Consider the following 22028-nt stretch of genomic DNA (forward strand, 5'->3'; position numbering starts at 1 on the left):
TAAATTAATAAAAGGAAAAGCGAATGTCAGACAATCCTTATGAATACAGAATGCCGAAAAGGGTGAATGAGCCGCTAACTCTAATACTCTGGCCAATGCACTATGTACTTATGCCAATTATGTGCTTTGGATTTGGCATCCTAGTAAACAAGCCAATGGAACTGCTTACAGTTGGTTTATTTTGGTTTTTCACACTCAAATATACTGAAGAACGTTATTCGCGTGGTTTTATTTTGCACTTCCTCTGGTGGAATGGCGCTTTGCCATTTTTAAAGCAAAGTAGATACATACCAGATCCATATAGCCGTGAATATTTTCAATAGGATAGATTTAGATGAAAAAAAGTGAAAGCAAAGTTATAAAGTCCATTAGTGAAATCAAGGCTTCTACAACACAAAACAAAGTGATTCAATATGGTCTACTGGGCATATGCACAGTGCTTGCTTGTGCTTTAGCGTTTAAAGACACTAAAGTAATCGCCACTCCCCCTAACTTTAGCAAGCCTCTTGTAGTAGCAGGTAATGTAGCCAATAAAGAGTACAAATTACGCTGGGCTGTGGCGGCGGCATCAATAGCCGGTAACTTATCTAAAGACAATGCTGATTTTGTATTAAACCAGATTGATAGCATGCTCTCACCCTATTTACGACAGCAAATATTACCCGCACTGAAAAAAGAAGTTCAAATTTTAATAGCGCGCGATGCAGAACAAAGCTTTGTAATTAAAGATGCAATTTATGACCCTGAAAAAGATCTAGTTTGGATTTGGGGTGATAGAACAATCAAATTAAAGTCTACAAGCAATAAAAGCAACTTACCTCATCGTTGGACTTATGAGTTTAGGATAGAGCCTTTTTCAGAGCGTGCGGCCATAACACACTTTAACTCCTATAAAGGCTTACCAAAGAACCGAGATGTTGAATATCAAGTTGAAGAAAATCCGATGTTAAGCAGCGAAATCAAAGAAGCAATAAGTGACGATTAAGGAATTAAAATGAAATTAATAAACAAGTTAACCGCATCAATCTGCTTAGCATTAAGTCTTTCTCCGGCAGTTTATTCAAAGGAGAACGCACTAGACATACCAATAAAGACAGACTTTGGTAGAAAACCGATGAATGCTACGCCAGTTGGACAGCCTGTTAGCCAGCCTAATACCCAAAAAACGTATCAAGGCGCTAATGATTTACGAACAGCTACAAGTCCGTATACAGCAGCAAGCAATCAAGCCGGGGTTTCCCAGCATGCAACCTCAAACTCTGAGCCGGATTTTTTACAAAAGGTAAAGCAAAGCTTTAAGCCTGAGCAGTCGTACAAGCTGAAACCGGGTAGAAACATTGTTATTCCTGTAGGGCAAGGATTTAGTAACGCTATAAGAACCAACTTTAGAAGTTTATCAGTGAAAACAAGTGCCGATTCAGAACAAGCTTTATTAGAAGTCGAAGATGGCCACCTATATGCAACACTAAGAACAACGCAGCCTATTAGCTTATTGCTATCAGAAGATGGCGTATTAGAATCGGAAATATCAATTGTTTTAGTACCAATGTCATCTCCCCCAGCCATGGTTGAAATTGATATTGAAATGCCTGCAGAAATGAAATTAAAAGCATTAAATTATTTTAATGAGTTAGAAAAGCAGAAGAAAATTGATAAAGCGAAAATGGAAGCTCAAAACTCACCAATATTGCGCTCATCAAGCTACCAAAAGAACATTGTTTCAATATTAAAGCCGATAGCTCAAGGAAAGACACCTGTTGGTTATTCAATTACAAACGACATACCCAAGTACCTAAAGCACCCCTGCCGTATTGCTATATACCATGAGGCGGGCCAGCGTTTAAGTGGAAGTCGCGATTTGATTGATGTTGTATTGGTGCACAACGATAGCGATCGTGTTTATCAAGTACGTGAAGAAATGTGTCTAAATGATGGTGTCACTTCGGTAGCGCTTTACCCTAAGTCATACCTACAGCCTGGGGAAGAAACTGAGATTTACATTATTCGCAAGATACAAAAGGCCAGTTCTGAAGCGTATGGCCAGACAAGACCGCGATTAACGATGGGAGCTAAGTAATGCTAAAGGAAAATATACAAACCTACGTTGAAGACAATCCATGGTTACGAAAAGCTATTTTGGGCGGCATAGCATGTGTTGTACTGTGGTTTATTGGAAGTTCATTGTTTGCAGATGAATCGATGACAGAAACGCAAGTTCAAAATCAAAGCGTAACATCGATACTAGGCCTATCTGACTCACTGGAGACTATTGACCAGCAAGAGGCTGAGGGCATAGTGGATGAGATGAAAGTGCGCTTGGCCGATAAAGAGCGTGAAATGGAAGCTAAGTATAGTAAAGATGCTGAAAGCGTGGAGCAGTTGAAGTTAAGCATTCAACAAATGCAAAATGAAATTTTTGAGCTTAAAAAACTAAATTCAACCAATAAGAAGCCGGTAGACATAAGTACACAGCTTAATAAAAGGGAATTTAAAGTACAGGGGGAGCCAGTTAACTATCAGGCAAACCCACAAACACCTAATGTGCTATATAGGCCTCAAACGGAAATAATAACGCAATCACCTCAAATTAAAGGCAACGTAATTAGAACTATTACCCAGCGTAGTATAAGAGAAGTACAACGCTCGGGCGAAGTAACTATAAGTGATATTAAAGTTCAACGCTTAACCAATGAAACACAGAATGTAGATGATAGTCGTGAAGGCTCAACTGCAAAGGTTAGTAAAGAAAGGAACCCATCAGCCAAAGGCGATAAAGGTGAGTTTACGCTCGCGATGGGGTCCATATTATCAGGAACACTTATCAACGGTGTTGCAGCACCGACGAAAGTGGGCTCAACTGAAACGCCTATCCCAATTCTTTTACGCGTAAAGCGTGAAGCAATCATGCCTAACTTTTTCTCACTGGATATACGTGAATGTATGATACTTGGCGCTGGCATAGGTAACTTAGCGAGTGAACGTGTTGAAGTACGAGCTGAAGCAATTTCTTGTATTACGAATGATGGCCAAGCAATTGAAAAACCGTTAACAGCTTATGCCGTTTCTAGTTCGGACGGTTTAACAGGTATTCGCGGAACGGTTATTGAGCGCAGTGGTAAAGCCATAGGCAACTCGATAAAGGCAGGTTTCTTATCAGGATTTGCGAGCGCGGCAAAACCACAGCAAGTACCTTCACTTAATACCGAGCTGAGCGCATCTACAGTTTGGCAAAGTCAGAACTTAGACCAGTACGCCGGTGCAGGTATTATGGAAGGTGCGAGTAGTGCAATGGAGAGGGTTGCATCATATTACCTAGCTATTGCTGAAGCTATGTGGCCAGTAATAGAAATTCCCGCGGGCATTGAGGTTGATTTTTTAGTGCAAAAAGGTATGACACTTCAATTAAACCAAGACGATATTAAGGACATACAATGATGAAAAGCGTCTTAATTAAATTTGTTCTAGCCACCAGCATTGCGATATTAGCTTTGGTGAGTATAAAAACTTATCTACAAATGAAAGAAATTTCTCAGTTAAAAGCGCAGGTCACCAGTAAACAACAGCAAGTCATTGCTTTAGATGCAAAACAGTTGGTGAACAAGTTCGTCGAAGATGGGAGCTCACAATATGAAGCGATGGAAGCGTTTGGTTTATTAATAAAAATGATGGAAGACGAAGGCGTTTTGATCTTAAACAGCCAGCAGACTATAACCGCGCCATCTAATAGACAGTTTAGAAACTTAAGTGTAAGTGACATATTTACAATGGCCGAGAAACGTGGGGTAGACATAGAAGCGTTTCAAAAAGGAATTCTAAAACAAGCAGAAAAGGATGCGGATAAGTTAATTAAGAAATTAGAGAGCTTGCAGCCTTAAATAATAAAAGGCCAAGTACCCAGCGGAGAGTAGTGCTGGATACTCGGCCTAACCCTTAAGAGATATAATACGCAAAACTAATTTCTTGGCTACCGATTGAAAAAACTTATCAAATTAAAAAACTAAACAACTTTTGGGAATTTTCTTGATCAATACATTTAACGCAAGTATGCTCTGACAGAATTTCAGAAACACTAAGTAATTTAAAAGGTTAATTTATAGAATAAAAATAAAATTATAAAAGACATTGCAAAACAATAAAGAAAACAAAAAACCGACAATAAAGTCGGTTCTAAATAAGGTTTTATTTTTATGTAAATGTTGTAAGCAACCAGCGCCAACTGGTCAATCCCACGAAAACTAGGGTTAGCTTATAACTACATAAAAATAAGGTCAAGGGCTTTTTTGGCTAAAATTTAAGTTATAAGCATTTTAATTATGAAAATAACTCTCTTTGGTGTGCATACCAAGCAATGAGTGATTCTGTATTAACAGGTCGCTCAGTGCATAGGCATTTGATCCCGCACTTTGATTTGAAATCTAAAAATCCAATTGCGAAGATGCTTATGACACATATAGAAAAGCATAACTTTCAGCGTAATCCGTATTTGAATAAAATGCGCTATGCTGGTGGTGTTGTTAATCTCGGCTACAGTCAAAAAATACTTCCAGCGCGCACTAATCGCCTTAGAATAGAGCGCGAGCAGACACTTCGTGAAACCATGAAAGCGTTAGTTTATTGTGCCAACTACAAGCTAAACTCAGAGTCGCTATTTGAAATTAAAATGTCAGTTAAGAGTTTGGCCAAACAGATAAACCAACTCCATGTATCAGAACCCACGAAAAAGTACCGACACGGCCGTGATAACTACAACCCTGTATTAAACGCTCTTAAAGACTTAGCTGCCGCCGGGCTCGTCATGCTCCAGCAAAACTACTGCGTGAAGCTGAAACGCTATCAAAGCATGCGTATATTCATCACACCGGAACTTTTTTCATCCCTCGGTGTAAACAAGAAAACAATTAAAAAACTCATCCATTCTCAGCATAAGCACGATGTTAAGAGCGGCTATGACGTAAATAAAGAAAATAAAGCTCAGCACTTACGAGCATTGGTAAGCGCGTCAATCCAAGAAAATGACAGTCACGCCTTAAAAGCACTAAAAGCTAGAATAAAAAACGAATTCAACCTTCCTGGTGATATTAAGGATATAAAGAAGAAACTAGCATCACTGATTAAAAATCAAAAAAGTGATAACGCACAAACAGAAGCACCGCAAAAACCACAGCTCTCAGCTGAACAGCAATTTAACCGCTTGGTTGTTAACCTTAACGTGCCAGTGTTCTCAATTTTTGAAATAGAAGAAAGAGTAAGGGAACAGCACCCAGCGCTTGATAAAGGCTCCCCACCCTATTACGAAGCAATGATAAAACTAGTAAAAGACTTTCACCAATAATTCACACGCTGAAGGCACATAGCTGCATCCCCCTCAAAAAAACACCATAAATTCGCTAATTTCCAATCAAAATACACTGATTAATTGAGTTAAATCTTAGGGCTGATGCTTTGTTATAAGAGCAGCTTTGTTTGAAAACAATTATTTGGGGGATGAATTAACAGACATACTTAAATAAATTTATTAGAGCTGCCTTTAGAAGCGCAGCGTCTAATTAAAGATCGTGAGAAAGACACCGTTCTTCGTTAAACAGTATTTCAGGACGATTTAGATCAATAAAATAATCAGCTTTTAATAAGCTATGATCATCGTTGTTGAAGTTATCAATAGCATCTGGTGAATGTAATGAAACACCACATTCACTTAACTGTTGCTGTGAAGCAGTATCAACAAACATAGATGAGCTTATACAGATTAAGAAAAACAAGCCCATTAAAATTATGAATAAAGCAATCATGATAGCTCCTAGTGAAATGTCTTTGGCTTAAAGTTGTTAGCTTTTGCCTTGATGGCAAACATTAATTCTTCAGTTGAACGTTTGGTTAAACCAAGCTCTTTTTGTGCTTCAATAACACGTTTAGTAAATAAACTACCCATTAGTTTCTCGCTCTAAGTGATTTGTTATAAAGATATTATCAACATTCACTTTTCTGGCTACCGATCTAAATATGAGTTATTAAAAACCGTGTACTAATATTATGTGCGGTTATTGCACGTATGTAAGTTTGAATATAATATGTAGGAATTAAACACAAAGACAAAAATGCTACATATATTAAAATGACGAGGTTTAGAGAATGAACTTTCACCACATGGCACGAAAAGCCAAAGCAAAACTAGCCCAATTTTCAGACTCCGTAACTGAGCAAAGACGACTTGCAGGAGAAGAATCATATTCACTTACATACACTAAATCGAGCTTACATAAAGTGTTCCCGGATCTTACACGTGCGGTAGTTGATAATACTGTCGCAAATATGGAAGCAAGTGGTTATGAATTTAATCGTGTTAAACAAGGTGCAAACAGTGTTTATGGTATTACCATAGAAGATGTTACTAAAATCTATGAATATAGAGGCCATGAAAAGTTAAAAGATTTTCAACCCAATGCCATAACTGTTTTTATGTGTTCTTTAAAAGGGGGGGTGAGTAAAACCGTTTCAGGTGTGACACTTGCGCAATCATTAAGAACTTCACCTAACTTAGTGCCATACGATATAAAAACACTGGTAATTGACCTAGATCCACAATCGTCAGCTACGATGTTTATGAACCATAACCTTACTAAAGGAAGCCTTGATACCACCAGCGCGCAGGCGATGTTGCAGGATTTGCCTAAAGAAGAAATCCTTTCTGATTACATTTATCCTTCAGCCATCCCAGGTGTAGATATTATGCCAGCGTCAATTGAAGATGCATTTCTAGCAGCAAATTGGGAAGCTATTTGTGTAGAGGCCGAGATAGCGAAAGACGATATATATCAAGTGTTGAAGAAGAATATTATCGATAAAATTAAAGATGAATATTCATTTATTATCGTTGATGCGGGACCACATATTGACTCCTTCATGCTTAATTCAATGGTTGCTGCAGATATATTGCTTACACCGGTTCCACCAGCGCAAGTTGATCTACATTCAACGTTAAAATTTTTAAACCGCCTGCCAATGTTAGAGCAAAAAATCATAGATTCTGGCGCGGAGTTAAATGTAAAAGCTCACATTGGATTTATGACTAAATACCAAGATAAAAAGAGGAATAATATTGAGGCACGTAGGCATACAAAAGCAGTATTCAACACCATGCTTAATAAGTCCCTGCCAAAATTAGACGCGTTTGAGCGTTCAGGTGAGTCTTTTGATACTGTTATTACAGGTTTGCCAAAAAATTACGAGGGTAGCGCTGAAAGCCTAAAGCGCGCGAAAGATGCAGCACATGACTTTGCTGAATCGTTTTTTGAAATGATTAATGAATTGCGTGAGAGTGAATAGATGGGTACTAGAAAAACATTTGGAAGACCTTCAGCTGATATAGATTTAGACCTAGATGAAGGCACAGAGTGGGAAAGTCCGATTACAGGGAAAACCTATGTATTTAAATTAATTAAAGTACATAGCAGCAAGATACCCACATCGGTAACGGTCTCTTCGTTAAACCCTAGAAATCAACAGCACTTATCGCTTGCGGACGTTTCAGATCTTTATCCGTTAATTAAAGCAGAGAAAGGCAATACGTTTCCAGTTAGAGCGGTAGGCACTAAAGATGAATTAACAATTCTCGAAGGTTCTCGACGTTCATATTGCGTGAGCAAAATTGAAGATGCTTATCTTAATGTACTTTTAACTCCAGAAATGGATTTAAAAGATCAAGCTCACATAGCTACAATCGCTGACATATACAGAAAGCCGACAACTATAGATGTAGCTTTACACATAGAGAAAGAAGGCCTTCAAGATAAAAGCCATCAACAGATTGCTGACATGCTTAAAATATCTAAAACGACAGCTTTTAATGCAAAGAAAATACTTTCGATACCTCAAGAGCTTTATTCATTGTTTCCAGGTTTAAGCTATATCACAGTACGTTTTCTTACATCGTTGAAGGGTAAAGAGGATGAGCTTGGTGAAATAATCAATGCATGCTCTGCGTTTACTGAACACCTGACCCCAGATGAGCTTGAACAGCATAATAGCGGTACCCTATTAAATAGTGATATTTACACTAAGGCTGCCAAAGCAGTAGAAAAAGAAATCACAGAATATATCAAAAAGCCAAGTAAGCAGTTTGAACTACCACCAAGTTATGCGCCTCTAGCCAGCGTAAAGGGTGTGAAAATCGCTACCAACGCCTCTGGAGAAGTAAAACTGACATTAAGTAAGGAATTAGCTGAAGGAAAGGCTGAGCAGCTTAGAGCTATACTTGAGAGCTAATAAAGCTAATACATATAAATAAAAAATGCGCTGAAAAGCGCATTTTTTTTGGTTGTCAGTGATTGGATACAAACTTGCTTTTAAGAGTATCGACTAGTTTCATCAGGCTTATCTTGAGCGCTTTACCAATAGGTAACGAAAACGTGGCTATTGGAAAACTTAATTCATTATTACGTTTTAAATAATGAAGCTTAGCACCAAGTAAATAACTGAAAATGATATATATATCCTGGCTATACGAGTCGGTGTGCCGACAATATGTAGCTCGGTGCATAACTGTATTTTTTTTATCTACCGGATAATGTACATCTCGAACATTAAATACTTCAACGGGCTTTTTACAACACCCACACATTGCAGGCTTGTCTATTTTAATCTCTATTCCATTTGGGCAACTAATTACATTGGAGTGTAAGGTTAAGTTAGCCGCTTTTTTGAAAGATTGCTCTGCTGTTTGCTTAATAAGGCTTTGAACCAAACTTTCTAATTTATGCATATTACTTCTCGTCATAATCAATAGCTCGTGCCATAACGTAACCATGAGTTCCATTATGTATCACTTGGGCCCACCCCCAATCATCTGAAGAGATAAATGTAACTTCATCTCCAACATTCAATGAGCTAATTATCTTACTTTGAGGGTGCGCATTTTCTCTAAAGTTAACAGGTCGGTTAATGAGTGCAACGACCTTTTGAATATTTGTTTTTTCAGTATGAATATCAGTCTGCTGAGCGTTTTTAATTTTAATCTGTGAAACTGAATCAGACTTAACAGGTGTTTTAGTGGCGTTATTAGGGGGCTCAGTGGACACTTCAACTTCTTGAGCACCTTCAAGCTCATCTATTACTTCAACGCTATCTTCATCTGCATATAATAACTTCGATTCAATATAGCCATGAACCCCTTCTTGATCTGCTATTACAAAAACGAGGCCATTTTGATGTTCATCTACTACATTAATTTGGGAACCTTGCTCTATTAGAATAGGAGGTTGGTTATTTGCTTGTTCATCTGAAACGATATAAATATCTTTATCGATAGTCATTGAAGGCTTTGAGTCAAGGAGCAAGTTTTTATACGCTAAAGCGCCATTAACATTATTTGCTATTGCAGTGGAAAGTAATGGCCATGCATCACTGTAGGAGTTGTGTTCTTTGATAAAATATTTTGCAAGAATAAAGGAAGCCTTAGCAACGCCCTGTGAAGACAATTTATTTAATAATGACTCTATAAAAATCAAATCATCACTGTTGAACATTCCTTTGTCATAGAGTGAAATCAAATCACTTATCGCATCTTCATTTCCTTGTTTAGCAGCGACTTTCAACCATAAAATAGCGGGGGAGGCATCATTCAACGGGTGTGCTTTATTGAGTTTCAATAATTCTGAAGCGTATATGTATTGAGCTGAGGAATTCCCAGCTTGGGCTGCTGCAATGAGCGCTTTATCGGCTTGCTTTTTATTCCCTTCGCGCTTTTCTAAAATATGCAGGTTGAGATAACCTAGCGCGTCACCCTTATCTCCAGCTTCGCTATATAAAGTGCGAGCTTGAATTAAATTTCCTTGCTGTTCTTTGATGTAACCCATATTAACCAATGATTTAACATAACCATTTTTTGCCGCATCTTCATAAGCTATGTAAGCTTTTTCCAAATCTACTGAGCCAATCATTCCCTTTTCATACAATACACCAACTGTAAACTGCGCCTTTGCATTGCCTGCCTGGGCAGCTCGTAGTATTAGATCAATACCCTTATCAGCTTTATCGCCGGGAACTTCAATTTTATTGGTTAGCATTAATTGGCCAAGCAAAAGCTGAGCTGCGGTGTCACCAACACTGGCTTTTTGTTGTAAGTCTATGATTTCTGTTTGCTCAATACTTAGCGCACTAAAAGAGATAGTGGCCAGTAGGCTCGTATAAATTAACTTTCTTAGCATTACCTGCTCCGCTTATATGATGTATAAGCGTATTAAAGCGTTTTTTATCTTTGAAGTTAAAAAATAGAGAGTGCAAATAATGCCTGTGTAATTAACTTGATGTTTATTTGGATTAGTAGAAGAGGGGGGAAATGACGCACCAGTGGAGAGTAACCAATTCAAAACTGATGCGACACCAAACTTACGTTTTACTGCTCAAAACCCTATGAGCAGACTTCATTTTACACCACATCCCTTTAATTTCAATCGGTAAAATGAAGGTTTTAATCACTCAGGTAATAATTATTTTATCTTTTCTAAATTAATTATTACTTCCGCTATAATTTGGGGGGAATAATTTTATGCCAAAACGATACGGGGCAATTTTCGGGTCGCCGGCAGGTAAACGAAAAAAAGAGTGCTAAGCACTCTTTTGATTTCACTTCTCAATGCTCTTTACTGATCGCTTAACTTACTCAAAATCTGCCTCTGGTGCAAAGCCACCCTGCTCAAATTGTGGTTGAGGCGCACTATTACTTGCTAGATTATTTCTTTGATACTCGTTGTAAATAGGAGCTTTAGGTTCATTACCTTGTTCCAATGTGTTGTTATCCATATAGGCATGATCTTTATTTTTGCCGTCTAAAAATTTAATTGAATGGCCTTTTATTTTTTTATGGACAATCTTGCCCTTAACATCGTCATTTTGAATAGAAGTGCTCTGCTCACCTATCACAAAAACTAAGCTGCCTTTGTTAAGATATTTTTCAATATTAACAGCAACTTTACCTGTAAAAAATACATCATGGCTTTCCGTTTTCTGTTGCTTTTCCCCATTAACAACATAATAAGTGTTAGTGCCGATACGTATATTAACGATAGGTAAACCACCAGTGGTGTAACGCATTATAGGGTCTTGGAATAAATTGCCGAGAACAATAGATTGATTAAACATAAAAAGTCTCTTAACGTTTATTTAGTATAAAACTATTAAATCAAATTTAGTAACTTAGGCTACTGACCTAGAATCACTTTAATTAGCTGTTTCTTTAGTTGAAGTTAAAGTTATACGTTTTGCCTTATCAGCTTTACGTACACCACGATCTGCTATATAAAAAACTGAAAGCATTAATAAGCTATATTTTAGGCTCTCTTTGAACACAGCGAACACATACTGACTTTCAGTTATGGTGGAATCAGTTGCTATCTCCATTGGTGGAAATAATGACAAGCAAATAAACATTATTGAAGCCACTAGAACAATGGTCATACAAAGCACCACCATACTTATGCGTACAAATTTAAAGAAGTAACGTAAATACATTTGTCTTATCGCTTTAAGATTTAATTCGTGGACATTAATTTATCTATAAAATGGCACAAGTAAAAATAATACAAAGGGTAAAAAAGACCTCTGTAATTTATTATCCGACCAATTTAAAACTAGTTTGATTTAATTCTGAAAAATCATAGTAAGTAGAATAGTTACCTTCGGGGGTTTCACCATCTTGTATAGCTGCTTTAGTGATTAATGCATCGTCATGTATATAGATACCCTTTAAGCCTGTTTTTGGTGCGGTTGTTATACTCATTACATCATGTGCGAACAAATCAGCAGGGTGGCCACTTAAAACATAATCACGTCCACGTAATAGAACATGATTAATCAACCCCTCAAAAATAACGTTATTCGTATTAGAGCTGGTGGTCTTTCTAAGCATTAGGTATATGCCCATAAAAAAATACAAGGACGGTACATTGTAATTATCATATGCTGCATGGCCACTCGTTACCGTACTTAGAGAAGAGCTGTACGCTAAACCAAAGTCGGTATCGAAAAACGCAGCGGCTTTATCTAAAAAGATTTCATCTTTGCTCACTGTAAATGAAGATAAGCGCTTAGGAACGTGATCTGAACAGATTGAATCGGCAAGTGAGCGGATTGCTGCCGATGCCGTAGTAATAATGTTAATAATATATTCTTTTTCCATTATTTCGACGTCTTTACGGAACTCACCATAGTCACTCACATTTTTGGCCACCACCTTCAATTGTGAGAGGGCTTTTATTGATTCACGCTCCACCAACTCACTAACAAAAGGAAATTGGTCAAATCGATGATTGGTGTTAAGGACTAACTTCAAAAAATCCCTATGCAGCAACAAGCTAGCTAATTGCATAAGAGATACTTTTAATTCAAGGGGAGTTTTCATGGCAAACATTATTTTTGCTCCTTAATTATTTACTGATGTTTGGAATATCGCTAACGAAAGCCATATATGACGCGCTTTGGTATATGTTACCCTCATAAGTCACTTCACTTGGCAGTTTGCCTAAAACATGAAAATAGCTACGCGCTTTGCGTCTAATGTGTGAAATGGCACTCTTTGGAATTGGATCACTTACTTCGCCATCGCGTAAATTGGCTTTAATTCGTAGGAAATTGACTTGTAATTGCTGTTCAACTTTTTTAGCGCGTGTATAAAGGCCATTTAATTCGGGGTACATTTTCAGCAGGGCGGGGTTGTGACGATGCTCCAAAGGAAGTTTTGATTTAGCGTAAAGTCGCACTTGCATTGCTGTACGTTTCGCGTCATTGACTTCACTGTATAGATCAGGAATAGATTTAATACGAGCTAAGCGCTCTTTATAAGAATCAATTTTCATACTGACAAACCTAACTAAATTGAATGTAAGTTAAGTTTGTCACAAAATGAAATTAGCGCTACCGAACAGAATTTCAGGGGAGGGAAGTGAGTTATAATTATCGGTTTAAAATATGTTACTAATAAAATATGACTCTAAATATATATCAGATGTTCCAAACCAAGACACAGCCTGCTTTGCTGCATCGTCTAAGGCCATACCTACACAATTGCCCTTTGCAATCACTGTTTTGCGAATCTCTTTTTCTTGTTTTTTGCAAAGAAAATCAAAATGATATTGTTTCATGAATTACTCCCTTACTCACAGTTAGCACAAGGCGAACTTGTGAAGCCGAACATTGTCCAGATTTCAGCGTCTATTGGCAAGGCATTCACTGTAAAAGATTTAAGGTCAACAATAGCGCCATGCGCGTGTATTTCACCTTCACGGATTAACTGCCAAATTAACTGAGTCATTTGCATGGCTATTGCATTATTTATACCTAGAGTTTGCGCTCTAATTGCTTCAACATGAGAGCAACTTTCAGTAGGTATGTATTCCTGCGTTTTTAGTTGTTGGCCATACAAGTCATAAACAGAAGGTAAACGCGCAAAAGGTAAGTCCTGTCTGTTCTCATATGTGCCGCATACAACCTGTCCGTCTGATCGTCCGTTTCCTCCATCAATCCAAATGACTTCGCTCTTAATGCGTTTCTTTAAATGCTCGCCAACGGTTACACGCGCAATAGGGTTATCAACACATGTAAATACTACACAATTATTTGGTATAAAATTGCGTATGTTCTGTGGCGTTACTCGCTCAATAACATACTCCCAATTTAAGTTACCAAACGTATTAAAACGATCTATTAGCGTTTTTGATTTTGGCTGAGAAATATCAAACGGGTAGAACGATTGGCGGCCAATGTTTGTAGGGCTAACTATGTCATCATCAATTAAAGTTACGTCTAATCCCGCGCTACCCAGCTCAATTAGTGTGTAATTAATTTTGAATAGCTGGCTAATTAACTCAGAGCCAGTACCACCAGCACCAATAATAACAACCTTTGTTTTTCTGCCTTTAAATTCGTTATCCGTTAGCCATTGAGGTGATTTATACATTGTTATGCTCCTTGAGTTAATGTTTTGAAAGACACAGTAGACAAGACAAGTTCACTCGCTTTTGGCACGCGATTTTCTTTTTCGAATTTTTTCCAAAACGCAATATGACCTGCTGTTGTCACTTTCTTTTTACTCTTGAAAGTCTCGTAGTTATTCACATGACTAAAATTTGTATCAAATAACGCAGCTTCACATGCCTTACGCAGTTTTTTGCTATCAGATTGAAGGTTATCGGGTAATTTTGCAGAGCCAAGGCAAAGGTCGCCACTTTGGCTCACGTTCATTAATGGTGCGTTATAGAGTTTAGTATCAGGTGTAGGGCGTGATTTTGATTTACAGGCAAACACATTTAATCTACGGGCGTTACGATTAAGAGAAAAGACAAAACTTGGTGTGTGTACTCTAATAGAAAATTTTTCTTCACCAGAGGTAAACCATAGGGTTCTTAATTGGGCGGGGGTATACCAAATTAATAGCGCATCACTAGTATACAAAACATCAGTATCAACCCAATTAGTTTCATCATCATTAGCATCAGGGTTTAAGGTGGCCAGCGCTTTAACAGCTTGGGGTATGTCGATAAATTTACCATCTTTGATTTTATTTTGATCATCAATGTCATGGTACGTTAAATATGCTAAACCTTGATATTGATTAACAACAATAGCGCAATGACCCTTCAAGCCGCCTATTTCCGCAATGTCATCAATATGCTTTATATAATCATCTGAACTCTTTTGTGCAAACACTTTATCCACTCCTACATTTCAATATAGGTTCATAATAAAATATTTGAATATTCAGACTACCGAACGGAATTACCCAAACTAAAAGCAAAAATGTTTAGGGCGCTCACTAAGAAAACCCAGCAGGTTCATACAATACGAATTGATTAATAAATTTTTTACGGCTGTTATATGACTTTCATTCATCGACATTTGATAGGTTAATGTAAGCTCGTCCACTTCAAAAGCGTGATTATAAACATCATCAATGGCGGTATAGGCATCTTCGTTATTTTGATTAAGAAATTCAGGTAAAACAAACGTTCTTAAACCAATATGATCTTCATTAGCAATTTCTAAATAAGTATTGTCTACAGCGTTACTAGCAACCTCATATATAGCTGCCAACATTTTACCCGAGCTTGATTTTTTATTGTTAAGCTTTGAAAACAATTGAGGGTCTTTAAACCTTGAGGCTAAATAACTAAAACTCGCCATTGTGGTTAACATACGGTGTATATGCACCACTAATTCTTCCATGTTAATGTCTGACTCTAATCGGCTGTTAGCAAATTCATCAACATAGTTTTCATCACATGCCAATAACCGCTCTGAATCTAGTGCGTCAAAATTCATCATAAGCGACTCAGATATTTCATGATCATAATTTTTTTCAATATCAGCCAACAATGGTAATGCTAACTTAACCCACGCAATTTGTTGCTCTAATTCATCTAAATCCAACTTACTAGATAGTAATTTATTAATGCGCCCTACGGTTTTAGTATCTGTGATAACACCACCAGCTTGCATGTGATTGTAGTAAGATGCGTTATACCCTTCATCAAACAAGCTACCTTGTTGGCATAGCATTGAAACAAGGGCGCTTGCAGCTTTAGAGTTACCACGAAAGCTCTCAATACTGACCACTAAACAACCTTCGATAGTAGGCGTTTCTAAAACAAGTTCATTGTTTATATAAGAAAAATCAAATTCAGGGTTAAACTTTTCTTCAAATTCTTCAATTACTTCACTAGGAATACCACCTGCTATCAAGTCTTTTTTAGCATTGTGTACATGTGGCATAAGCAGCTCAATTAGCTTATTGGGAACACTAGCAAGAATACTACGGATAGTATCAACTGACTCTTTAGCATCTGCCAACGTTGTTGGGCGAAGATTTGGCAGTTGGTTTGGGTGAATTAATTTTAAATTAATAGCTTCAATAATATCGTTCGAATATTTTTGAATAAAGCCATTTGCTTGAGCTATGCAATAAGCCTGATTAAGTGACTCTAAATAGTCTGAATCTTCATAAGTTAGCGATTCACCAGTAAGGCTAATTAATGGGTTTGTTACATTAATGGCGGTGCAAACATTCTTAGCACATTCACTGGCGCTTGAGTTTTTAGTAATTTTTGTTTCAAAACCACAACCTTTGATAAATCGCATGTTTTGTATTCCTTCTCAAATTTAATGTTTACTCTTGGCTTGCTAATGTTATTTTTCACAGTGTTATTGGTTTTATTAAGCTCAATCAAATAATCGTAATTTGATTGAGCTTGCGGCGTTACCCGTTCGTTTTGCATGGTGGTAGCTCCACTTCGTATAGAATTGAACCATCTTGTTGTGGTACACCATCACTCTCAAGAACATGCGTGAAACGAAACATCGGGAAATTAACCATTAATTGCTCAACATTTTGCTGCAAAGTGCCATTCGCTAGTGGAGCTTCAATCTCACGCGCACCTACTTTAAAAATTCTTTTTAATGTATTCATAATATTTAAAACCTTATAAAATTAAATTGAGTCTATTTCATCAAAATCATTAAATAGATCTTGAGTTGGTTGAGGTTCAGGCTTATTTGTTTCTTGAACTGTTTGCAGTTCAGGCTTATTTGTTTCTGGCGAAGGTGTGTTGCTATTCGCTTGTTGTTCCGTTGCATCAGGCGCGTTTACAGGCTTGGTAACGTTAGTTTTTTGCGTTGGTTTTGCCTCAGTTTTTTTGCTAGCAGTTGCATTAGTTAGCGCCTCGATAAAGCTAGAGCTATTCATAGTTGCATTTGCTTGTTTAAATGCTGTTCCCGCACTTTCATAAAAGGCGTTTAATTGCTCTTCAATGCTTTCAGGTGTGCCACTCATAACCCAAGGAGTAGATAACGTTTTACGTAGATTGAAGTCACTTTCTGCATTAGGTTTAGATGCACTTATAATCGTGCTGTGAGCGCTTTTGCTTAATGGGGCTAGTTTTGGTGTAAACACAATGGCCAACTCTGAATTGCTAGGCGAAGTTACGTTGATAGCTACACCCGCTAATTCCGCACTATCTATGATTTTTTTAAGAGTGTTTAACATGGTTATCCCGTTTATTAAGTATCTATGTTTTAAGTGTCTCCATAATAAAATAAACGAAAAAAACCGCTACTGATTGGAAAGTAGCGGTTTGGCTGGGTTGGGAAGGAATGGAAAGTGTTTAGCGTTTAATTAAATTTAATAACGCTGGTGGCGCGAACTTATGCCAGTTAAATTTCGTGCTTAAAATTGATTTAACAAAATCTGATTTCTTACCAGAGTAAATAGCTTTGAAGCCACCTTCGGCAACTTCATCAACGTGCTTATCCAAGCCACTGCTAGAGCATAGCTGTTTAAGCCCTTCAATCGTGTAGCTTGAAATATTATCTTTAGTCGGTTGCCATTCTTCGACAGCTTTATCAGCTAAACCATCGATACCTTTAAAAGCCAACTCATAAAACTGGAAAGCATTGGCATTATCAGCTCCATTACTAGTTAAAATAAAATCGGTGATAGACTTTGAAAGCTCTTCCATAATTTCGGCTTTAGTTTTAGTTGAGGCTAATTCAACGGCAATTTCTGCAACTTTATTGAAACCTCGCAGCTCTGAATGAGCGCTTTTAACACAAGCAACAGCAAGGCTTAATCGGAAAAGCTCATTGCTTTTAAGCTCTTTGCGCGCAAACTCAACAAGTTCTTTTTTATGTGATTCAATGACCACATTGGAGGGTTGGCAAGCAACTGGTTCAGCTTGTTCAACAGGCACAGTCGATGTATTGTGCGGTTTAACCGTATTGGCTTTATTTTCAGTTTGAGATATTGGCTTTTTGTTTTGTGCTTTTTTTGCATTTTCTTTTTTAGCTTTAACCAAAGCAGAAACACACTTATCATTACAATCAATATCAATACACTGATTTTCAATTACATTACCCTCGTGAGCGGGGCGATCATCAAGCAACACGATACGTTTAGAGCATTGTGTACAACCGCTAGTGAATTGCTGCTCACCTACGGTAGTCACATCTACATCACGCCTATCAGCTGGGCTTGATTCACTTACAAACAAAACTTTTCCGTACTTTTCTTCTAATTGTGCTTTTTGGTGACTTAAATAGGCTTGTGTTTTGTCGCGATAGCATGTGGCAAAAGAACACGTAGAGCTTTGTTCATCACCTAAATCGAATAAACCAACTTGACGCTCACTATTATGCTTACAAGAGTTACAATCTGTTTTATCGAATTTTGCACTGCCTAATGGCAGCTGTACTTTAGTTGCACGTTGTTTTAACTCTGCAACAGTAAGTTTTTCGTCAATAACTCGCTTCAACGTACCGATTTGAATTTTTTCTGGCAAGATAGATAAAATTAAAGCGTGACCAGCTTTAATTTTTCCTTGGTCTAGTGCGTCTAATACCTGATCACAGCAATGAATAAGCTCAAGGCGTTCGTTTAGCTTTTTTACGCTCCACATAAGGCGCTTTGCTGCACTTTCTCTATCCCCGTTGAAAAAGCTTAACCAGCGTTTAGAGGCTTCAATTTGACTAACAAAATCCAAATCTTGACGTACTGTATTCTCACAAAGATGCATTTCCATAGCTTCACGGTCAGTAAGGTCTTTATGATCAACATCAATACGCTCAAGACCCACACATACAGCCGCACCAACACGCCTATGACCAACAACAATTTCAAGCTCACCTTCGCTATTAGTACGAACCACTGGCTTTTGAATGATGCCAACATTGCGAATAGACTCACATAGCTCATTAAAAGCGTGTTCGTCATTTTTTCTACGAGTGTTACCCCCTTTAAACTCTTTAAGTTCAGCAGGGTTCACAGATATGCTTTGTGATGGATTTACAATTTCTTCTTTAATTTCAGTTACTGTATTCATTAATAATCTTCCCAAACCTTAATAAGTTATAAGTATGCTAACTAATTCTCATTTTCTGGCTATTGATCAGGTTCTAAGAGGAAGAACAATCATGCGGCTTGTTTCATTTTCACCTTGGATAACGAGATATTTATCCTTCGGGTGTTGGCCTATTCGTGCAATTTTACTGGTCACATTAGCGACAGCTTGCATTAAGAAGTTTAAATTCACTGACAGGGCATTTTCTGGTTTTATAGTAACTTTTGACTTTAGGTAGTCCTCACCAAGAATTTTACCACCTTGAACGGTGCGCAAGTGAGTTTCCTGAGTGGCATCATCAATCATCAATTCAATGGCTGGCAATCGTTTATCGGTAGCAGCAGATAAACGACCTAGCGCATCAGCAATGTCCTTTTGTTCTAAATCCATTAACCACTGCGGTTCACTTTGAAATAATTCTGATAAATCAGGAAATTTATTATCAAGCAACTGTGAACGTATTAAGGTAGATTTAAAAGTCACTTCTAACGAATTGGAATCAGCACGTAAGCGAACTAAATCATCATCATTAGTCGCTTTTAGACCTTGAAGCATATCAATAAGCTTTGTAGGTACAACAATGTTGAAGTCATTTTTAGCGTTTGTAACAGCAAGCGTATTATCGTAAACACGGTAGCCATCAGTGGCAGTCACATTAATGCTTTTAGCTGCGCAGTTAAGTTTAAAATTAACACCATTTAAAGCGGGTCTAGCGCTGTTATTTACTGCTACCGAGCTACGACCTTTAATTGCCACATCTTGTAACTGAGTTAATGGGATAGTCAGAACAGAATGGTCTGCACTCAGTTTAGGTGGGGCTGGGTACGCACTAGGGTCTGCGGTATCAATTTTCATTTTTGAACGTTTAGCAGTAATTAGGCCGCCATTGTCACCAAAGCTATCCCATGAGATTTTAACTATTTCAGTGCTATCGAATGAGGTATAAGCGTTTACAATTGATAATAACTTTTCGCCACAGAGAAGAACCTCTTTATCTTCACTAAGCATATCTATATCGCTTTCAAAGCTCTCAATTCTACGAGCCATTGATTGCCCGCCATTTGAAGCGCTCGCGTAAGCAGCTTGCTTTCCCGCCTTGGTGGTAATAAGAATACGGGCGAAACCAAGTACACCAGAGCCTTTTTTATTAGAGCAAGCAAGGCGAGCGATTGGGTTTAAGATAGAAATAAAATCTGCACAAGATAATTTAATAAAAGACATAAGGGCTACTCTCCGTAAAAGTTGTATCTATATTATCTATATTTAAAAACCTGACTACTGAACGGGAATGAAAACTAAAAACTTGTAAATACAATGCGTTATGAAATAAGAAGAGCAATTAAATAACCTAGAAAATGGGGGAGGAAATTTAAAGGTATGAAGGCAATATTTAAGGTGATCGGGCTTTTAAATTCACAGAATAATTTTGAAATGCAAGCTCAATTAATTACAGAGGTACTTTTCACCCTCTGTATTTTTCGCCAATGCCATTTAACGATGCAAAAATAGACTTAATAAAAATTGATAGGTCAAATTATGAAGTTGAATATGAAAAGCATCACAGCGCTAGCATTGAGCGTTACTTTTTCACTTGCAGCAGATGAAGCGAATGTAAGCGAACCGCAAACTCAAAAATCAAACGCAGAAGTCAGGCTACAAGCAGCAATCGATAATTTCACTAAGCTTGTTCCAATTCCAATAGTGACAATAGAAGAAGCACCATTACCAAACATGGTGCAAGTCGTTACTGAAAAGGGCGTGTTTTATGCGACTAAAGATGGAAAGTATATTGTCGCTGGTAATATTCACGAAGCCAAAGAAGGCCTACCTAATTTAACTAAAGCGCGTTTAGCAAAAGAGAACGGAAAAAAAATTGCCAAATTAAAAGATAGTTTCATCACTTACAAAGCTGAAAACGAAACCAGTGAGATAGTCGTTTTCTATGACACCTCTTGTCCATACTGCACTAAATTTCATAACGAAGTAAAAGACTTCAATTCGGCGGGTGTCACTGTTCATTATGCTGCGTGGCCAAGACAAGGTGTTTATAACCCAAAGAACAAATCTCAATACACCGGTGCATATTACAAATTAGAAAACGTGTGGTGTGCTGATAATCAGAAAGCGGCGCTAGACGCAGCGGCACACAGAGCGAATGTACCAAGAAGTACATGTGAAAACACAATCCCTGAACAATTTGCACTAGGTCTTAGCTTAGGTGTAAGTGGAACACCAGCAATTTTCTCAATTGATGGTCAGTTAGTTCAACGTGGATATGCTCCTGTCGATGAATTAGTAAAAAACATAAGAGAGGTTAACTAAGTGAATTTAAAACTAATACCACTAGTAACCGCACTCATAAGCCCGTTTGTTGTTGCAGATGAACAAGTAAATAAAGATGAAATTAAGTTACCTACTCCGTCACGCACCGAATTTGCAGAGCAAACCAAACGTGATTTAGGCAAGTATGGTGCGGTGAACGCAATTCAAGAGTTACCCATTACACGTTTATATTTTGTCGAAGCTGAGAGTGGCAGTTACATCATTAGTTCTGACGGTCGTTTTGCTATAGAGGGTGCAGTTAAAGATGTGTGGCATAGGAAAACAATAAAAACGGTAGACGATGTACGCGCAACATTGCGCATGCCTTTATCTGAAATGAAATTCGACTTTCAAAAAGACTTAGCATCACTTGTTTTGGGCAATCCAGACATACCACGACAGGGTGTTATCTTTGGTGATCCAACGGCAAAACATACACGCGATTTAGTTGCAAAGATTAATGCCAACAAAGACAAATACCACTTTGTGTTTGTAATGATGCCACTTATCGGTGGTGAAGAAGCTGTGAAAAGAAGTATGAGCATACTTTGCGCACCAGATAGAGATAAGGCAATCGAAGATTTAGCAAACAACACTGACACATCATTTTTAGATACTAATGAAGGTTGTCCTGACCAAAATTTGATGTTCACAGTTTATATGCAGGAAATTTTCAAAATCACGAATTTACCGCACCTTATACGTGAAGATGGTTTTGTATCAAAAGGTGCTCCTACAGAGCTAGATGAATGGTTGGAGGCTCCATGACTAAATTATTAACCGTACTTATTTTAACGAGCATGCTTGGGGGCTGTATGTCACCTATAG

Annotated in this window: 26 protein-coding genes; 10 read left to right on the top strand and 16 right to left on the bottom strand. The window is 37.7% G+C overall.

What is annotated here, in order from left to right:
• Nucleotides 1–23 precede the first annotated feature (23 nt).
• The 6 genes from traL (at nt 24) to PSH50_RS12070 (ending at nt 5332) form a co-directional block, all read left to right on the top strand.
• Nucleotides 24–323 (top strand): type IV conjugative transfer system protein TraL, encoded by a 300-nt coding sequence (gene traL, locus PSH50_RS12045; protein WP_273587686.1) that lies wholly within the window; start codon nt 24–26, stop codon nt 321–323.
• 11 nt (nt 324–334) lie between these two features.
• A complete protein-coding gene (locus PSH50_RS12050) occupies nt 335–985 on the top strand; it encodes a TraE/TraK family type IV conjugative transfer system protein (RefSeq protein WP_273587687.1) in 651 nt (216 codons plus the stop codon).
• 9 nt (nt 986–994) lie between these two features.
• Entirely contained in the window at nt 995–2077 is a 1083-nt protein-coding gene (locus PSH50_RS12055; protein WP_273609654.1) for a hypothetical protein, read from the top strand.
• Entirely contained in the window at nt 2077–3435 is a 1359-nt protein-coding gene (locus PSH50_RS12060; protein WP_273587689.1) for a TrbI/VirB10 family protein, read from the top strand. The genes PSH50_RS12055 and PSH50_RS12060 overlap by 1 nt, the downstream gene beginning before the upstream one ends.
• Nucleotides 3432–3875 (top strand): hypothetical protein, encoded by a 444-nt coding sequence (locus PSH50_RS12065; protein WP_273587690.1) that lies wholly within the window; start codon nt 3432–3434, stop codon nt 3873–3875. The genes PSH50_RS12060 and PSH50_RS12065 overlap by 4 nt, the downstream gene beginning before the upstream one ends.
• 473 nt (nt 3876–4348) lie before the next feature.
• Complete coding sequence (locus PSH50_RS12070; protein ID WP_273609655.1) at nt 4349–5332, top strand: hypothetical protein; 984 nt, start codon at nt 4349–4351, stop codon at nt 5330–5332.
• A gap of 214 nt (nt 5333–5546) precedes the next feature.
• Here the strand turns inward: PSH50_RS12070 and PSH50_RS12075 are convergent, their stop codons facing one another.
• Entirely contained in the window at nt 5547–5789 is a 243-nt protein-coding gene (locus PSH50_RS12075; protein ID WP_273609656.1) for a hypothetical protein, read from the bottom strand.
• Between the two features lie 8 nt (nt 5790–5797).
• Complete coding sequence (locus PSH50_RS12080) at nt 5798–5929, bottom strand: hypothetical protein (RefSeq protein WP_273587693.1); 132 nt, start codon at nt 5927–5929, stop codon at nt 5798–5800.
• A gap of 200 nt (nt 5930–6129) precedes the next feature.
• On the opposite strand from PSH50_RS12080, the gene PSH50_RS12085 reads away from it, so the two are divergent.
• Together PSH50_RS12085 and PSH50_RS12090 are read left to right on the top strand one after the other, a co-directional pair.
• A complete protein-coding gene (locus PSH50_RS12085) occupies nt 6130–7323 on the top strand; it encodes an AAA family ATPase (protein ID WP_273587694.1) in 1194 nt (397 codons plus the stop codon).
• Nucleotides 7324–8262 (top strand): hypothetical protein, encoded by a 939-nt coding sequence (locus PSH50_RS12090; protein ID WP_273609657.1) that lies wholly within the window; start codon nt 7324–7326, stop codon nt 8260–8262.
• Between the two features lie 55 nt (nt 8263–8317).
• Here PSH50_RS12090 and PSH50_RS12095 read toward each other — a convergent pair whose 3' ends face one another.
• The 14 genes from PSH50_RS12095 to PSH50_RS12160 form a co-directional block, all read right to left on the bottom strand.
• Nucleotides 8318–8758: a hypothetical protein gene (locus PSH50_RS12095; RefSeq protein WP_273587696.1), complete on the bottom strand. Its 441-nt coding sequence runs from the start codon at nt 8756–8758 to the stop codon at nt 8318–8320.
• A gap of 1 nt (nt 8759) precedes the next feature.
• Entirely contained in the window at nt 8760–10202 is a 1443-nt protein-coding gene (locus tag PSH50_RS12100; RefSeq protein ID WP_273587697.1) for a hypothetical protein, read from the bottom strand.
• A 451-nt stretch (nt 10203–10653) separates the two neighbouring features.
• Entirely contained in the window at nt 10654–11136 is a 483-nt protein-coding gene (locus tag PSH50_RS12105) for a single-stranded DNA-binding protein (protein WP_273609658.1), read from the bottom strand.
• Nucleotides 11137–11214: 78 nt separating this feature from the next.
• Complete coding sequence (locus tag PSH50_RS12110; RefSeq protein ID WP_273587699.1) at nt 11215–11451, bottom strand: hypothetical protein; 237 nt, start codon at nt 11449–11451, stop codon at nt 11215–11217.
• 154 nt (nt 11452–11605) lie between these two features.
• Entirely contained in the window at nt 11606–12403 is a 798-nt protein-coding gene (locus PSH50_RS12115) for a hypothetical protein (protein ID WP_273609659.1), read from the bottom strand.
• Nucleotides 12404–12419: 16 nt separating this feature from the next.
• On the bottom strand, nt 12420–12848 hold the full coding sequence (locus PSH50_RS12120; protein WP_273587701.1) for a hypothetical protein: 429 nt from the start codon (nt 12846–12848) through the stop codon (nt 12420–12422).
• Between the two features lie 105 nt (nt 12849–12953).
• Nucleotides 12954–13133, bottom strand: a complete 180-nt coding sequence (locus PSH50_RS12125; protein WP_273609660.1) for a hypothetical protein — start codon at nt 13131–13133, stop codon at nt 12954–12956.
• Between the two features lie 11 nt (nt 13134–13144).
• Nucleotides 13145–13948, bottom strand: coding sequence for a PRTRC system ThiF family protein (locus PSH50_RS12130; RefSeq protein ID WP_273587703.1), 804 nt, complete (start codon nt 13946–13948; stop codon nt 13145–13147).
• Nucleotides 13949–13950: 2 nt separating this feature from the next.
• The gene (locus PSH50_RS12135) at nt 13951–14697 is read right to left on the bottom strand and encodes a PRTRC system protein B (RefSeq protein ID WP_273609661.1); all 747 of its coding nucleotides are present in this window, start codon (nt 14695–14697) and stop codon (nt 13951–13953) included.
• A 78-nt stretch (nt 14698–14775) separates the two neighbouring features.
• Nucleotides 14776–16125 carry a hypothetical protein gene (locus PSH50_RS12140; protein WP_273609662.1) on the bottom strand — a complete coding sequence of 450 codons (1350 nt, stop codon included), beginning with the start codon at nt 16123–16125 and terminating at the stop codon, nt 14776–14778.
• A gap of 118 nt (nt 16126–16243) precedes the next feature.
• Nucleotides 16244–16453 carry a hypothetical protein gene (locus tag PSH50_RS12145; RefSeq protein WP_273587706.1) on the bottom strand — a complete coding sequence of 70 codons (210 nt, stop codon included), beginning with the start codon at nt 16451–16453 and terminating at the stop codon, nt 16244–16246.
• A gap of 21 nt (nt 16454–16474) precedes the next feature.
• Nucleotides 16475–17029 (bottom strand): hypothetical protein, encoded by a 555-nt coding sequence (locus PSH50_RS12150; RefSeq protein ID WP_273609663.1) that lies wholly within the window; start codon nt 17027–17029, stop codon nt 16475–16477.
• Between the two features lie 118 nt (nt 17030–17147).
• Nucleotides 17148–18860, bottom strand: a complete 1713-nt coding sequence (locus tag PSH50_RS12155; RefSeq protein ID WP_273609664.1) for a PRTRC system ParB family protein — start codon at nt 18858–18860, stop codon at nt 17148–17150.
• Nucleotides 18861–18926: 66 nt separating this feature from the next.
• A complete protein-coding gene (locus PSH50_RS12160; protein WP_273609665.1) occupies nt 18927–20099 on the bottom strand; it encodes a DNA polymerase III subunit beta in 1173 nt (390 codons plus the stop codon).
• 315 nt (nt 20100–20414) lie between these two features.
• Here PSH50_RS12160 and PSH50_RS12165 point away from each other — a divergent pair, with 315 nt between their 5' ends.
• Together PSH50_RS12165 and PSH50_RS12170 are read left to right on the top strand one after the other, a co-directional pair.
• The gene (locus tag PSH50_RS12165) at nt 20415–21200 is read left to right on the top strand and encodes a DsbC family protein (RefSeq protein WP_273587710.1); all 786 of its coding nucleotides are present in this window, start codon (nt 20415–20417) and stop codon (nt 21198–21200) included.
• Nucleotides 21201–21968, top strand: coding sequence for a hypothetical protein (locus PSH50_RS12170; protein WP_273587711.1), 768 nt, complete (start codon nt 21201–21203; stop codon nt 21966–21968).
• Nucleotides 21969–22028 lie beyond the last annotated feature (60 nt).

Source organism: Pseudoalteromonas sp. Angola-7, assembly GCF_028599255.1.
Classification (GTDB): Bacteria; Pseudomonadota; Gammaproteobacteria; order Enterobacterales; family Alteromonadaceae; genus Pseudoalteromonas; species Pseudoalteromonas atlantica.